Origin of the sequence: Chitinophaga cymbidii (assembly GCF_007992715.1) — a bacterium.
Classification (GTDB): Bacteria; Bacteroidota; Bacteroidia; order Chitinophagales; family Chitinophagaceae; genus Chitinophaga; species Chitinophaga cymbidii.
In genome coordinates this window covers 1,329,494-1,343,180 of the sequence record NZ_BKAU01000001.1, presented here as the reverse complement: position 1 = coordinate 1,343,180, position 13,687 = coordinate 1,329,494, and the positions used below count along the sequence as shown (strand labels likewise).

The following is a 13,687-nucleotide window of genomic DNA, read 5'->3' as shown; positions in this document are numbered from 1 at the left end:
ACGGATTTTTAATTATTCAAATCAAATTCGCTCTATATATCCTTCTTGTAATTAGGGTAATGATCGCAATTAGCGCTCCAATAACACCACCCAATATCACACCTTTTAATTTTCCAAATTTGGTTACTTCAAGGGGTAAAATCGGTTGGTCTACAATTTGAATTATCGGCGTTTCTTGTGCCATGGTCATTTTACTTAGCTCCAAGTTCTTCACGACTTCTGTATAGACAGTCTGAAGAATAATTTTATCTCTCATCGCGAATTCAGTTTTTACGTTTGCTTGACTGCGAGATGCATTAAAGTTCATATCTTGAGTTGTCGCAACGGAAATGGTTTTTTGATTTAGTAGTGTTTTAATTGAGTCGGCGGTTGCTTGCAATTTATCAACAGTGGTCCGCGTTCTTTGAGTTTTTGTTTGCACATAGAAGTCAGTGGCTTCTTTTACAAGGCACAGAGTAAAGTATTTTGCAAATAGTTCGTCCAAGGCTGTACATTCAACGGAAATAAAATTTAGTTTTTTGTCAGGCTTGTGGACAACGAGATTTTCCTCGATAATATGTTTATAAAGTACGAGTAAAACACTATCTTCTTGACGCGAGAAATCTTCTCTGCCTTTACTTGGGGGAAAATGTATGTGCTTAAGTTCCGGTTTTTTTTGCCATTTTAAATTCAAATTATTTATGCTTATGTATAAGTCGGCTAGGCTAGTGGATTTATTGTTAGCAGATGTTGGAGATAGCAATGCTTTCTCTATCATTAATCTGGATTTTAAAAATTCCATTATATTGTCCCCTGAAAATAACCCACTGGTGGAGCTGCCACCAATATCAATTCCAAACTGGCTGGCCAAACCAACATATGCACCCAATGGATTGGCTTTGTTATCTTCAAGCACAAACGTCAATTCAGCAGTGTATTCTGGCTTAGAAAAAACTGCATAAATCAATCCTAATCCTGCGCATAACCCTCCTGAGATACTAATCACTAGCAACTTCCCCAATAGAAACTTTGCCCATTCATGAGCTTTAAGTATAAATCTTTTTAATGAGATATCGTCCTCTTCGTATTGACGAATAGCTTGCTGGGAATCCATAAAATTTAAAAGTATAAGCTTGAGAGAAAATTACCTAATGCGATCCAAAATCGTGACAATAATTAAAGCCAACGAGGCTATTCCTGTGGTCACAGCTACGGCCTCTTGACCACTAAGCCCCTTTTGTTCTCCTTTTTTAGGTATATAAATTTCGGCGCCAGGCTTCACTTTGGGATAGCTATTAAAGAACAATAGCTTTCTTGTACTTTTAACTTCGCCATTTGCATAAACTATATAACCTCGCCTTTTTAAGGCATTGCTAGTAAATCCACCCGCGCCACGTATATAATCCCTAAACCTAATTCCCTTGTCATATCGTACCTTCTTTGGGAAGTAAATTTCACCAAACAACTGAACTGTCTGCAATTTTTTGGGTATCCGGATTACGTCTCCTTCTTCTAGGTATAGATCAAATTTTGAGCCCGGATGTTTCATTATCTCGTCCAAATTAATTCCAAGTAACTGTTCTTTTCGGGAAACAGCGTTTTGCACGTTATAAATATCTGCACTGTCCTGCAACTTATTATAATATACTTGCAACTTACTTTCCAGTAACGCACTATCCGAAGAGTTCACAAATGTCTTTCGTAAAAGTACTGCGCCTTCGGAGTACGCTTCCGGTCTCAATCCTCCTGCTCTTCTCATTAGGTCCGATATCCGCTCCCTCTTGGAATTGATCGTGTAAGCTCCTGGATATACTACTTCTCCGTCGATGGAAACCGTAGCCTGTTCGACATAAGTCGGTGACTTCCGTATTATCACCTCATCAAATGGTTGTAAGGCAAATCTTGCCAGTGGACTCAGGTCTGCTGTAATGTCGAATTGCGCTACAATCGCCACGGCTGAATCAGATGGATTGTAGTCTTTACCCCGGATTCGCCTTGCAACCTCCACTCTTTTTAGGGATGCCGCATCACGTAGACCTCCGGCCATGAGGATCAGATCCTCAACATGTAGAGAATCTATATATGCAAAGTAACCTGGCGTATTCACCTGCCCGCTGATTTTCACTTGGTAATCCTCACGTAGTTCAAGCTTGGAATAAATTACTACGCTATCTTCCCGACTGAGGGCTACTGATTGTTTACCGGATAACACGTCCTCTAGACTAAAGCTTATTCCTGCAGGGGTGTAGTCTTCCTTCAGCCGGAAAATGATCGCCCTGCCAAGGGAGGCCTCTTCTTTTACCCCATCTGCTTTTTTGATCAGATCTGCTACGGTCATATTGCTTTCAAGCGCATATTCTCCTGGATGGAACACCGCTCCCGAGATCATTACCCGGTTGGTAAACCTATTGAGTACAGCATCAATGAAATATTTATCGCCGGAACTTGGCTGAAAAGTTGCCACTTCCTCAGCTGCGATATTCACCACTTCCCGCTCCCTATTGTTAATGCGATAGGCTCTGATCACGTCCTTGAAGGAAATATCTGTATATCCACCTGCAACATTGATGACATCCTGTAAAGTTTCACCCTCTTTAACCTCGAATATGGCCGGTCGTTTCACTTCTCCGGTTAGCTCCACTCTAGTTTTGTAAGGGTTGACCTTTACAATGTCTTGATCCTGTAATACAATATTATTAGTCAGGTCGCCATCCCTGAGGAAGTCATACAGGTCGAAAGTCGTTACTGGTTGTCCATTGCGAATTACCTGAATATCACGGAAAGAGCCATTTTCACCAGGCCCGCCTGAAACATACAGCGCATTTGCTATTGTAGCGAGAGAGGGGAGCGTATACGACCCCGGACGCATTACTTCCCCGATCAGCAATACACGTATGCTCCTTATAGTCCCAAGAGATACTTGCACAAAGGTATTACCTGATTTAATGCCGCCATAAATCGTGGAGAGTTGCTTTGTGACACGAATTCTCGCTTCCTCCATGGTGAGACCGTTCACGTAAACGGGGCCGACGTACGGGATGCGGACGTGTCCTTCCGGAGATACTTTTAAATTATGCTGTACTTCCGAATATCCATAAACATCAATTACCAGCTCATCTCCAGCTGCCAGCCTGTAATTAGGTGGGGTTGGTAAACGGAGATTGGGCTCAAAAGTGAGGTTTTTGTTGCTGAAAAGCTCAGACCCAAAGATTTTAGCTCTTTTTCTTTCTTCCTCAGTCATCGGTTGGATATCTTTGGCTGATATAATTGTACCATCATTAACAGAGCGGTCTGCTTGTTCCTGCTTAACAACAGGGGGCTTATCATTTCCGGTTAATTCCTTATCCAGATTCAACATTCTAATCCGATCTTTTAGCTTCACAACCTCAGACGCAGGAATACTTTTCTGTTGAGCATAGCTATCAATCTGATCAAACGAAACGTTATTCCGCTTCATCTCTGCTACTAACTGGCGGATTTCTTCATCGGACAGGTTCTCCACTCTCATTTGCTGTATTTGGGTAGGGGAAGGTATCTGGGCAAACGCACAAACTCCCACCAGCAAGAAAATTTGAACCAATATTAACTTCTTCATGCAGTGTTCAGATATATAGCTTTTCGCGGATTATTGAATGTTGGCCTTACTCGCAAATCCCCTGCCATATTCGGGGTCCACGAAAAAGGATCGGCAAATTTATTAAAAATAACATATAAATGTTAGCAGATTGAAAATCAGCGGCCACTTTACAGCCTCCCATCCACCAACCCCCTGTCCAAAAATGCCTTCGTATCAAACACCACCCCATTCTTCCCATTGGTAATCTTCGAAAAATCCAGCTCCAAAAACTCCTTATGCGACACCGCCAGCACCACCGCATCATACCCGATGGCCGGCGCATCACACAGCGAAATTCCATACTCCTCCCGCACAACCTCGCTAGAAGCATGGGGATCATATACATCCACCATCACCCCGAACTGGCACAGCTCCCTGTAAATGTCCACCACCCGCGAATTCCGCACATCCGGACAATTTTCCTTGAACGTCACCCCCAGGATCAGCGCACGGGCACCATCTATCTTATGACCTTTTTTAATCATAAGTTTAACCACCTTATTCGCCACAAACATACCCATATTATCATTCACCCGCCGCCCGGAAAGGATCACCTGCGGGTGATACCCCAAAGATTCCGCCTTGTGCGCCAGGTAGTAAGGGTCCACACCAATGCAATGGCCACCCACCAGTCCGGGTTTATATTTCAAAAAATTCCATTTCGTACCAGCTGCCTCAATCACGTCAGACGTATCGATCCCGATCCGGTCGAATATCAGCGCCAATTCGTTCACGAAGCTGATATTCACGTCCCGCTGCGCGTTCTCAATGGCTTTGGATGCCTCCGCCACCTTAATGCTAGGCGCCTTGTGGGTGCCCGCGGTAATAATGCTGCCATAAAGCGCATCCACCCTGTCCGCGATCTCCGGCGTAGAGCCGGAAGTCACTTTTTTGATCTTTGTAAGGGTATTCACTTTGTCGCCCGGATTGATCCTCTCGGGAGAATAACCACAGAAGAAGTCCACATTAAATTTCAGTCCGGATGCCTTTTCCAGCACGGGAACACAGTCTTCCTCCGTACAACCGGGATACACGGTGGATTCATAAATAACGATATCACCCTTTTTGAGCACCCCGCCCAACATCCCGGAGGCCTTCAGCAGGGGCTTCAGGTCCGGGGCCTTAAACTGGTCGATGGGGGTGGGAACGGTGACGATGAATATATTGTATGCCCGCAGATCTTCTGGGTCATGGGAAAAACGTAGCCCTTTGCTATTGATCACATCCTTTAGCTCCTCCATATTGGCTTCCATCGTATGATCTTCGCCGTTGGACAGCTCCGCAATGCGGGATTTATTGATATCAAAACCGAGCGTCGGGTATTTTTTTGCAAATTCGATGGCCAGGGGCAGGCCGACATAGCCAAGGCCTATAATGGCAATATTGTGAGTCATACTGGTTTTTGTTAGACGGATGTATAGGATAAGGGTCATTTTTCCAACCGGTAAATAATACCGGTATCGCAAAAGGACGGACAAATTTATCAAAAATAACCAGCGGATTGAGAATCATCCTTTAAAGCCCTAAAAACTTTCTGCACAAACCCAATCCATCCCCCGATTTTCATCGTACATACCATCAACCATTTCCTATACACATCATATTCCTTTAAAATTACATTCTTTTTAAAAAATATGCGTGAATAGTTAAACATTACTAACCCACGTTAACCGTACCGGACAAATTATAGTAAAACTACTCCTTTTCAAACACTAGTTGCTGATTATTAAATCATTAATCATCAACAATAAACTATTGACAACGAAAAAATAACGTGGAAATTGTTTGGAGTAACGTTTTATTTTGTTTAAATTGGTATAACAAAAATTAAACAATATGTCATCCGCTGAATTTAACACCCTATTGCTCAGCAATGCTGACTTTCTGAAACCTTTCGCCATTACGTTGACCAAAGACGCCGAATCGGCCAAAGATCTTTACCAGGAAACCATGTTCAGAGCCCTTTCTAACCAGGAAAAATACCTGGCCGGCACCAATATCCGCGCATGGCTCTACACCATCATGCGAAACATCTTCATTAACAATTACCGGCGAAAATCGAAACAACATCTCTATTTCGACAACTCCACGAACGACTTCCTCCTCAACTCCCAACAGATCATCATAGGGAACCAGGCGGAAAGCGTACTCCGGATCAAAGACATCCAGAGCTCGGTACACAAACTGCCTGTTATCTTTAAAAAACCTTTCGTATTGTACCTGGATGGATTTAAATATTTCGAAATAGCCGATATCCTGGAAGAACCACTCGGAACCATCAAAAGCCGTATCCACTTTGCCCGTAAAATGCTCAAAGCCCAGGTTGCCCGCTTTTAACCCATAATAACCCGATTCTTCTAACAATACCTCCCACAAAAAATATTCTGCTCCTTTTCCGGAAAATGACCCAACCGGACCTGACATAGCTATGCCCATACACATTCTCCACTGCTGTTAAAATGCAGTATTATCCCGTAATTTGTTATTTTTATCGCCATGTTACTACCGCCCGTTATATTGGTCAATGAACAGGACGAGCCTGTCGGAATAATGGAAAAGCTGGAAGCCCACCAGAAAGGGCTCCTCCATCGCGCCTTTTCCGTATTTGTCACCAATGCCAAAGGCGAGCTGCTCCTGCAGCAACGGGCGCTGGACAAATACCATTCCGGGGGATTATGGACCAATACCTGCTGCAGTCACCCGCTGCCGGACGAAGATGTGCTCACCGCATCTCACCGCCGGCTGATGGAAGAAATGGGGTTCGATTGTGAACTGAAAGAAGTCTTTAGCTTTACCTACCGCGCCGAATTTACCAACGGCCTCACCGAATATGAGTACGACCATGTGCTGATCGGGCAATTTGATGGAGAAGTACGGCCGGACCCCGCCGAGGTGATGAGCTGCAAATTCGCTTCCCCTGATGAGATCCGCTACCTGATGCTGACAGCCCCCGAAACCTTCACTCACTGGTTCCATATCGCTTTCCCGAAGATGGCCGCGTTCATTGAGAGATAACAGCGGCATTCCGCCGGTATTTTTCCGCGGATTGTTTGATAAACAAAAGCAGATCATACTGCGAAGCTTCCCGCGCAAACTCGAAGGAAGGCCGGTGATGGTCCATAAAATACCGCAGGCTGTCCCCGTCAAGCCCGGTGAGGTTGGCCACCAGCTCGGGCGTGAACCGCTGATCGATGAACTTGTCCTGCTCGTAATTGATCAGCCTTTCCTTAAATGCATCTGACCGTTTATTACTTTTGAAGGAAAGCGCTTTTTGCAGCTGGTTGATATTGATGCCGATGCCCAGCGGAATGATCTTCACCACTTCACCGAACTTCGGCCTGCGGAAAGTGAATCCCTTTTGATATTCTTCCCGCAGCGCCAGCGAATCTTTCAGATAACTACGTTGTACGATCTCCACCCCATGCAGGTCCATCGCCTGCGAGCGCAGGTATAACACACGCGGCACGAGCGCCGCGCGTAAAGCAAGCGTTACATAGCCAAGAGCGCGGAAGAGAATCGTGTCCTGATCATTCACGGCGATGGAATAAATGCCTTCGCTATTGGTGACCGCAACGGCTTTCGAATGAATATTCTGAATGGATACGCCGGCCAGCGGGAGGGAGTCCCTGCCCATTATCCTGCCCTGCAAAACGGACTGCGCCTGTGCGGAAAGGAATACCAGGCAAAAGAAGCATATGAAGGATAAAGCCTTGCGCATGGTGATCTGCCGGGCAAGATATCCTGTTTTTTACTAAGGAAAAGTTAAATGCGTTAACCCAGATGGAGGTACTGTCCTTCCATTTTAACCTGGAACCGGATCTCCGCTTTCAACGCCTTGAATACCTTTACGATCGTATCAATGGTAGCGCTGTTGGTGCTGCTCTCCAGTTTCGATATCTGCGCTTTCTGCACGCCCACCAGCTTGCCAAGCTCTTCCTGCGTCATGTTACGTTCCTGCCGGGCTTTCTTTATCATGTGACCGAGCACGTCCATTCGTAATTCATATTCGTACTGCTCCCTTTCCGATGTTCCTTTGCGGCCAATGAATTCGTCTTTTACTTCAGCGAGCGTGTATGATTTGAGTTTTCCCTTTGCCATAAGCGTTACTTTTAATCTTGATCTTGAAAGTATAATCGCCTGATGTCTTCCGCTGTGATGATCCCATGTGTGGCTGCGACCAGGGTATTTTGTTTATCGCTTTTATCCCAGAAGGCCAGCAACCGGTATTGCAGATTGCCATACTTTGTTCTGAACTCCCATATATTATCATTCAGCTTTTTAAATAGCCGTGGATCATTGATTTGTTCGGCAAGGTCAACATTGTAAAGGATTTTTCTGACTGCCTTTTTATCAATACTCTTGAAAAAAGACCTGACCTGTTCGAGGAATATTGTTTTGAAATACCTGATTACATCTTCACCCATAGGCAAAAATAAGAAAAGTTTCCAAAAATAGAAACTATATTTTATTCTCCCATCCTGTCCTTCTCCGCCTTCAACGCCCGGATCATCTCCCCGAAATTCATACTCCGCAGCATCGCGTTGATCGTCTGTGCGATCCGTTTCGCACGGGTGCCATCGGTCTTTGCGCTATCTATCCAGTTGCTGAAATAGCGTTGATGGCCTGGCGCCAGGCTTTGGAAAAACGCGAGCGCCTGCGGTTCATCTTCAAGACAAGCCATGAACTCATCGTTCAATTTAAAAGCGGCATCATCCGCTTCCAGCTGCACCTTCACGGACGCCCCCTGCCGTTTGCCGATGCCTTTGCGCATACCGGCGTTGATGGGCATGAAGAAGTTGCCATCGCCAGAGGGCATCAATGCGACCTGTTCTATGGGATGCACGTCCAGCTTGCCTTTTACGCGGAATGACTTTTTATTACCAGGCTTGAGCTTGCCGGCAATATCTGCCGGTATATCGATATACGTCCAGCCGGTCTTTTCACCCTGGACGCCGAACTTCTTCAGGACGGCGGTGAACTTGATCATACATGTGCGGGTTTGGCGGAATGAAATTAATGAAAATGAAAACAGGGCAAGCCAATTTATTGACCTGCCCTGTTGATAACATGAATCTCCGCGGCGGGAAATACATGATGATGTAGCTGTTTCAGCTGGCGGTGGATTTCCTGGCGCTGCTCTTTCGTGTAGCTTTCTTTGCCGCCGCCTTTTTAGCGGGAGATCGCTTTGCTGCGGTTTTTCGGGTTGCGCTTTTTGTTCCGCTCTTTTGAGTGGATTTCTTTGCAGCCGCTTTCTTCGTTCCGCCTTTTCGTGTAGCCTTCTTCGCCGGCGACCGCCTGGTAGCGGATTTTCCGGTTGACTTCTTGGCGGCCGCTTTCTTCGTTCCACCCTTTCGTGTAGCCTTTTTCGCCGGTGACCGCTTGGTAGCGGCTTTCCCGGTTGATTTCTTCGCAGCCGCTTTTTTAGTTCCCTTCTTCGCCGCCTTCTTACCGGCGGCTTTCTTCGGCACCTTCGCGCCTTCTTTCCTTGCTTCAGACAATCCTATGGCGATCGCCTGCTTGCGGCTGGTCACCTTCTTTCCGCTACGCCCGCTTTTCAGTTTCCCTTCATGCATCTCATGCATCACATCTTCCACCTTTTCACCAGCTTTCTTGGAATACTTTGCCATGATCAGGATTTTAATGGGTTTAAAAGAGAGTTTTCAGGAACAAACCGCCCCAAATCCTGTGCCACCACAATTTGGCATAGTATTCCCTGCATAGCCATAAACGTTATCATGAAAAAACATCCAGAGAACAAAGGCCGGAGCCCCGCTACGCCGGTGAAAAAAGAACATAAACCCCGTCCCCCGGAAAAGAAAAAAAACGCGCCGAAAGACAAACCGGGTGAGAAAAGAGGCGATAACAATGAAACTATCGGCATACCTTAACCTTAAAACCATTGTATGCATTTATATCTAACCGCTTTATGCCTGCTGCTGTCCATTTTTGCAAAGGCGCAAACAGCGCAGGAAGTACACATCACCAATATCGAAAAGAAGAAAGGCACGCTCTACGTTGGCTGGTATGATAACAAGAAATCCTTTATGAAGCCCAAACAGACCGTTTTTGTGAAGATGATAAAAGTAGAAGATCAGGATGAAGTGAAGGCGCTATTCGACAACATCCCCGCTGGCAAATACGCCATATCGGTATTTCTCGATGAAAATGATAACCAGGATCTGGACCTGAACGTTTTCGGTATTCCGCAGGAGAAATACGGCTTTTCAAACGGAACGCCCGCGATGCGCCCGGCGACGTACAGTGAGTCGGAGATAGAAGTGAACGGGGAGAAACAGGTGTTTCCGGTTAAATTGAAATAGCGGGGTATCAGGATGCCTGGTTGAACTGCACGCGGCCGGATTGTGGAAAACATGCCGCACCATGGGGCATCAGGACTTGCAACCGGCATAAACTTTCCGTATTTTTAGTAACATGACCAGACATCTGTTATTTGCGCTGTTATTGTTGCAAGCCTGTATCTCATCGAAACCCACAAAGCAACCCGCACAGATCCCCCCGTCCACCCCAAAAGCAGCGGCAGAGTTCCGCGCGGCCTGGGTGGCGACGGTCGCGAATATCGACTGGCCGGATACGCCCGCTCTCAGCACCGCGGAGCAGCAGGCGGAAGCCATCCGGATACTCGACTTCCTGAAGGATCATCATTTTAACGCCGTCATCTTCCAGGTACGCCCACAGGCCGATGCCCTCTACAAAAGTGACCTGGAACCCTGGTCATATTACCTCACCGGCACGCAGGGAAAAGCCCCGGACCCGTATTACGATCCGCTGGAATTCTGGACAAAAGAAGCACACGCGCGCGGCCTTGAACTGCACGTCTGGCTGAACCCTTATCGCGCGCATCACAAAGCAGGCGGCGAAGTGACGGAAACATCCATCGTAAAGAAAAGACCGGAGCTGGTGTTATTCCTCAAAGAAGGCTACTGGTGGTTCGATCCCGCGCTGAAAGGCACGCAGGACCATTCCGCCGCCGTGGTGATGGACATCGTAAAACGATACGATATCGACGGCGTTCATTTCGATGATTATTTCTATCCTTATCCTTCCTACAATAATAACGAAGACTTCCCCGACAGCACAAGCTGGAAAGCTTATCAGGCATCCGGCGGAAAGCTTTCCCGTGGCGACTGGCGGCGGGATGCGGTGAACACTTTCATTGAGCGCGTGTATAAAGAAATCAAGGCCGTAAAACCGCATGTGAAATTCGGACTCAGCCCATTTGGCATATGGCGCCCCGGCCATCCGGCTTCCACAGCGGGTTTCGATCAGTACGACCAGCTGTATGCGGATGCAAAGCTTTGGCTGAACAAGGGATGGATCGATTATTTCACGCCGCAGCTGTACTGGCCGATCAACCGCATCCCCCAGAGTTTCCCCGTGCTTTTAGGCTGGTGGGCGGGCGAAAACACGCAGTCCCGTCACCTCTGGCCCGGCATGAGCGTTAGTAGGGATACGGCCCTGCCAAGCGTACGCGAAACCCTCAGCCAGATCATGATCACACGCGGCATGCTGCCGCAAAGCGCCGGCGCCGTGCACTGGAACCTCTCCGCCGTCATGCGCAACCCCGCACTGGCCGAAGCCCTGCTCGAAGGGCCATACAGGAATGACGCCCTCGTGCCGGCAAGCCCCTGGCTGGACCATACCGCGCCCTCCATGCCCGTAGCGCAGGCCGCGCAGCAGGGCGATCAGGTGCGCATCAACTGGTCGCACACCGATGCGAATGATGTATTCCGATGGGTAGTGCATATGCAATACGATAACACATGGACGTACAAAATATACAACCGCGGCGACCGCACCGCATTGATACCCGTACAGGATGGCAAACAACGCTTGCGCCAGGTTGCCGTAACGGCCGTTGACCGCACCGGCAATGAGAGCGCGTTCAAAGCCTTGCAGCTGAACCTCACCGATGTTGCCATCGTGCCGCGTTCCGGATGGAATGCAGCGCCCGCGCGGCCGTATAAATCACATCAGCTTTCTTACATCACCATTCATCACGAAGGCACCCGCCTTGCACCAACGGCCGACGCTGCCAGGAAGATCAACGCCATTCAGCGATGGGGCATGGGGCCGGACCGGAACTGGAGCGATGTGCCGTATCATTTCCTGATCGCGCCGGATGGAACGATCTATGAAGGCCGGGATGTGCACACCGCCGGCGAAACCGCCACGGAGTACGACCCTTCCGGGCACCTGCTCATTACCTGTCTCGGGAACCTTGAAGTGCAGGAGGTAGACCCCCGCCAGCTGGATGCGCTGGTCAGACTGATAGCCCATGCCAGCAGGAAATACAACATCCCGGTTGAAAAGATCGCATCGCACCGTGATCATTCCCGGCAAACCACCTGCCCGGGGAAAAACCTGTATCATTATTTGCAGAACGGGTATATCAAAAAGAGGGTGACCGAGCTGCTGGCCATGCCCCAGGCCGGTTAAAGCGCATCCATTTTCCTCCGGATAGCCTGTTTGTCCGCCGCCGTTTTAGCCATGTCATAAGCCGTTTGAAAGCTGGCTTTCGCTTGCTGGTTGTCGATATCCGTGTACAACTCGCCAAGCAGCGTGTGGTAATAATGATTGCCGGTCAGTTGCAGCTTTTCCGCGGCGGCGATCGCCGCTTTTTTTCCTTTTGTTTTGGAGAGAGCGAAAGTTCTGTTGAGCGCCGCAATGGGAGAATATTCTATTTGCAGCAGCTGATTGTACAGCTGAAGGATATTTTCCCACTTTTCCGGAGAATCGATCTTGATAGTATGCCAGTAAGCGATAGCGGCTTCGAGATGATATCGGGAAGCGTTTTTTCCTGTTGACGCCCGGTGCAGGTAGTAGGCGCCTTTGGCGATCAGTTCCTGGTCCCACAGCGATTCATCCTGTTCCTGGTAAAGCACCATTTCACCATGGCTGTCTTTTCTTGCCGGGAAACGCGAAGAATGAAAACACATCAGTGCCAGCAGGGCATTGACCATCGGTTGGTCGGTGCTGTCATGCCGGATCAGCAGATAGGTCAGCCGCATGGCCTCCAGGCAAAGGTCTTCCCGCAGTACGGCGTCCTGCGTTGCTGAATAGTATCCCTCGCTGTAAAGCAGGTAGAGTGTTGTGAGCACGGTTTCCAGCCGTCTGCCGGTTTCTTCGCCCGAAGGAAATGCCAGTATTACTTTTTCCGCCCGCAGTTTCTCTTTGGCGCGGACCAGCCGTTTGCTGATCGTTTCCTTATTGCTTAAAAAGGCGTTCGCGATCTCTTCGATCCCGAATCCACAGAGAATGCGGAGCGACAGGGCGATCTGCGCTTCCGCCGGTATGGACGGATGGCAGATCGCGAATAGCATTTGCAGCTGGCTGTCGGTAATACCGTTGTCGGACAGATCGATATCAATGTCTGTGGTTTCGGTGGATGCCTGTCCGGTTATTTCCGGAGCGATCTTTTTTAAAAAAAGATGCTGACGGGTGAGATGATTTTTGGCCTTGTTCTTTGCAACGGCATACAGCCATGCCACGGGGTTTTCGGGAATGCCTTTTCGCGGCCACGCATCCAGCGCGGCCATGAACGTTTCGCTTGTGATATCTTCCGCCGCTTCCAGGTGGTCCAGGCCAAAGCTCTTGCAAAGCACGGCCGTTATCCTGCCGGCCTCCGTTCTGAAAAGGTGTGGTATCAATTCCTGCGGTCCCGTCATTTTTCAGCCAGCCCCGGTGTTTAAAATTCATGTGTGGCGATCTTCCTGACCTCCACGCTGTTGCCTTCGCCCTGCAATACAGGCGATCCTTTTGCGAACTCCACTGCTTCCTCCACAGATTCCGCCCGCACAATAACATATCCGCCGATGGTTTCCCTGATCTCGCCGAAAGGCCCGTTCGTCACGATGTTATTATGCCGGACCACCTTGCTGTCCTCAAACGACAGGCCGTTTCCATGGCTGACCAGCTTGTTCTGCGCGGCAATGCCGCCCAGCCAGTCCATCGTCTGCTTCATCCATACCTGTATCTGCTCCGGGGATGCTATTTTGCTGCCATCCTCATGCCTGAAAATTAAAATGAACTCTTTCATAATGTCAGATTGTGTGTGATTGAATTGTTTACAAT

The 13,687-nt window shown here is 48.2% G+C and carries 15 protein-coding genes; 5 read left to right on the top strand and 10 right to left on the bottom strand.

Features of this window, described 5'->3' with window-relative positions; translation table 11 throughout:
* Positions 1–16 precede the first annotated feature (16 nt).
* From CCY01nite_RS05255 to CCY01nite_RS05245, 3 genes are all read right to left on the bottom strand, one after another.
* Complete coding sequence (locus CCY01nite_RS05255) at positions 17–1,093, bottom strand: lipopolysaccharide biosynthesis protein (protein WP_146858468.1); 1,077 nt, start codon at positions 1,091–1,093, stop codon at positions 17–19.
* Between the two features lie 30 nt (positions 1,094–1,123).
* Positions 1,124–3,574: an SLBB domain-containing protein gene (locus CCY01nite_RS05250; RefSeq protein ID WP_146858466.1), complete on the bottom strand. Its 2,451-nt coding sequence runs from the start codon at positions 3,572–3,574 to the stop codon at positions 1,124–1,126.
* A gap of 149 nt (positions 3,575–3,723) precedes the next feature.
* Positions 3,724–4,989 (bottom strand): nucleotide sugar dehydrogenase, encoded by a 1,266-nt coding sequence (locus tag CCY01nite_RS05245; protein WP_146858464.1) that lies wholly within the window; start codon positions 4,987–4,989, stop codon positions 3,724–3,726.
* 442 nt (positions 4,990–5,431) lie between these two features.
* On the opposite strand from CCY01nite_RS05245, the gene CCY01nite_RS05240 reads away from it, so the two are divergent.
* Together CCY01nite_RS05240 and idi are read left to right on the top strand one after the other, a co-directional pair.
* Positions 5,432–5,932: an RNA polymerase sigma factor gene (locus CCY01nite_RS05240; RefSeq protein WP_146858462.1), complete on the top strand. Its 501-nt coding sequence runs from the start codon at positions 5,432–5,434 to the stop codon at positions 5,930–5,932.
* A gap of 159 nt (positions 5,933–6,091) precedes the next feature.
* Complete coding sequence (gene idi, locus CCY01nite_RS05235) at positions 6,092–6,610, top strand: isopentenyl-diphosphate Delta-isomerase (protein WP_146858460.1); 519 nt, start codon at positions 6,092–6,094, stop codon at positions 6,608–6,610.
* Here the strand turns inward: idi and CCY01nite_RS05230 are convergent.
* The 5 genes from CCY01nite_RS05230 to CCY01nite_RS26840 all read right to left on the bottom strand — a co-directional run bounded on the left by CCY01nite_RS05230 (position 6,597) and on the right by CCY01nite_RS26840 (position 9,222).
* Positions 6,597–7,313 carry a peptidase associated/transthyretin-like domain-containing protein gene (locus tag CCY01nite_RS05230; protein ID WP_146858458.1) on the bottom strand — a complete coding sequence of 239 codons (717 nt, stop codon included), beginning with the start codon at positions 7,311–7,313 and terminating at the stop codon, positions 6,597–6,599. The two genes, idi and CCY01nite_RS05230, sit on opposite strands and share 14 nt — an antisense overlap.
* A gap of 53 nt (positions 7,314–7,366) precedes the next feature.
* Positions 7,367–7,693: a helix-turn-helix domain-containing protein gene (locus CCY01nite_RS05225; protein WP_146858456.1), complete on the bottom strand. Its 327-nt coding sequence runs from the start codon at positions 7,691–7,693 to the stop codon at positions 7,367–7,369.
* A gap of 11 nt (positions 7,694–7,704) precedes the next feature.
* Complete coding sequence (locus tag CCY01nite_RS05220) at positions 7,705–8,019, bottom strand: type II toxin-antitoxin system RelE/ParE family toxin (RefSeq protein ID WP_222614311.1); 315 nt, start codon at positions 8,017–8,019, stop codon at positions 7,705–7,707.
* Positions 8,020–8,060: 41 nt separating this feature from the next.
* A complete protein-coding gene (locus CCY01nite_RS05215; protein ID WP_146858454.1) occupies positions 8,061–8,582 on the bottom strand; it encodes a YdeI/OmpD-associated family protein in 522 nt (173 codons plus the stop codon).
* A gap of 121 nt (positions 8,583–8,703) precedes the next feature.
* Positions 8,704–9,222, bottom strand: a complete 519-nt coding sequence (locus CCY01nite_RS26840) for a DUF6496 domain-containing protein (RefSeq protein ID WP_246129853.1) — start codon at positions 9,220–9,222, stop codon at positions 8,704–8,706.
* A 108-nt stretch (positions 9,223–9,330) separates the two neighbouring features.
* Between CCY01nite_RS26840 and CCY01nite_RS26565 the strand changes: the two genes are divergently transcribed.
* The 3 genes from CCY01nite_RS26565 to CCY01nite_RS05200 all read left to right on the top strand — a co-directional run bounded on the left by CCY01nite_RS26565 (position 9,331) and on the right by CCY01nite_RS05200 (position 12,052).
* Positions 9,331–9,483, top strand: coding sequence for a hypothetical protein (locus CCY01nite_RS26565; protein WP_186830918.1), 153 nt, complete (start codon positions 9,331–9,333; stop codon positions 9,481–9,483).
* A 15-nt stretch (positions 9,484–9,498) separates the two neighbouring features.
* Positions 9,499–9,915, top strand: coding sequence for a DUF2141 domain-containing protein (locus tag CCY01nite_RS05205; RefSeq protein ID WP_146858452.1), 417 nt, complete (start codon positions 9,499–9,501; stop codon positions 9,913–9,915).
* Between the two features lie 112 nt (positions 9,916–10,027).
* Positions 10,028–12,052, top strand: a complete 2,025-nt coding sequence (locus CCY01nite_RS05200) for a family 10 glycosylhydrolase (protein ID WP_146858450.1) — start codon at positions 10,028–10,030, stop codon at positions 12,050–12,052.
* Here the strand turns inward: CCY01nite_RS05200 and CCY01nite_RS05195 are convergent.
* Positions 12,049–13,281, bottom strand: coding sequence for an RNA polymerase sigma factor (locus tag CCY01nite_RS05195; protein ID WP_146858448.1), 1,233 nt, complete (start codon positions 13,279–13,281; stop codon positions 12,049–12,051). The two genes, CCY01nite_RS05200 and CCY01nite_RS05195, sit on opposite strands and share 4 nt — an antisense overlap.
* A gap of 20 nt (positions 13,282–13,301) precedes the next feature.
* Complete coding sequence (locus CCY01nite_RS05190) at positions 13,302–13,652, bottom strand: YciI family protein (RefSeq protein ID WP_146858446.1); 351 nt, start codon at positions 13,650–13,652, stop codon at positions 13,302–13,304.
* Positions 13,653–13,687: the final 35 nt, after the last annotated feature.

What these genes read in the sequence shown, in the direction of transcription:
- CCY01nite_RS05255 (WP_146858468.1), bottom strand. Translation starts at nt 1,093, where the DNA reads ATGGATTCCCAGCAAGCTATTCGTCAATACGAAGAGGACGATATCTCA.
- CCY01nite_RS05250 (WP_146858466.1), bottom strand. Translation starts at nt 3,574, where the DNA reads ATGAAGAAGTTAATATTGGTTCAAATTTTCTTGCTGGTGGGAGTTTGT.
- CCY01nite_RS05245 (WP_146858464.1), bottom strand. Translation starts at nt 4,989, where the DNA reads ATGACTCACAATATTGCCATTATAGGCCTTGGCTATGTCGGCCTGCCC.
- CCY01nite_RS05240 (WP_146858462.1), top strand. Translation starts at nt 5,432, where the DNA reads ATGTCATCCGCTGAATTTAACACCCTATTGCTCAGCAATGCTGACTTT.
- idi (WP_146858460.1), top strand. Translation starts at nt 6,092, where the DNA reads ATGTTACTACCGCCCGTTATATTGGTCAATGAACAGGACGAGCCTGTC.
- CCY01nite_RS05230 (WP_146858458.1), bottom strand. Translation starts at nt 7,313, where the DNA reads ATGCGCAAGGCTTTATCCTTCATATGCTTCTTTTGCCTGGTATTCCTT.
- CCY01nite_RS05225 (WP_146858456.1), bottom strand. Translation starts at nt 7,693, where the DNA reads ATGGCAAAGGGAAAACTCAAATCATACACGCTCGCTGAAGTAAAAGAC.
- CCY01nite_RS05220 (WP_222614311.1), bottom strand. Translation starts at nt 8,019, where the DNA reads ATGGGTGAAGATGTAATCAGGTATTTCAAAACAATATTCCTCGAACAG.
- CCY01nite_RS05215 (WP_146858454.1), bottom strand. Translation starts at nt 8,582, where the DNA reads ATGATCAAGTTCACCGCCGTCCTGAAGAAGTTCGGCGTCCAGGGTGAA.
- CCY01nite_RS26840 (WP_246129853.1), bottom strand. Translation starts at nt 9,222, where the DNA reads ATGGCAAAGTATTCCAAGAAAGCTGGTGAAAAGGTGGAAGATGTGATG.
- CCY01nite_RS26565 (WP_186830918.1), top strand. Translation starts at nt 9,331, where the DNA reads ATGAAAAAACATCCAGAGAACAAAGGCCGGAGCCCCGCTACGCCGGTG.
- CCY01nite_RS05205 (WP_146858452.1), top strand. Translation starts at nt 9,499, where the DNA reads ATGCATTTATATCTAACCGCTTTATGCCTGCTGCTGTCCATTTTTGCA.
- CCY01nite_RS05200 (WP_146858450.1), top strand. Translation starts at nt 10,028, where the DNA reads ATGACCAGACATCTGTTATTTGCGCTGTTATTGTTGCAAGCCTGTATC.
- CCY01nite_RS05195 (WP_146858448.1), bottom strand. Translation starts at nt 13,281, where the DNA reads ATGACGGGACCGCAGGAATTGATACCACACCTTTTCAGAACGGAGGCC.
- CCY01nite_RS05190 (WP_146858446.1), bottom strand. Translation starts at nt 13,652, where the DNA reads ATGAAAGAGTTCATTTTAATTTTCAGGCATGAGGATGGCAGCAAAATA.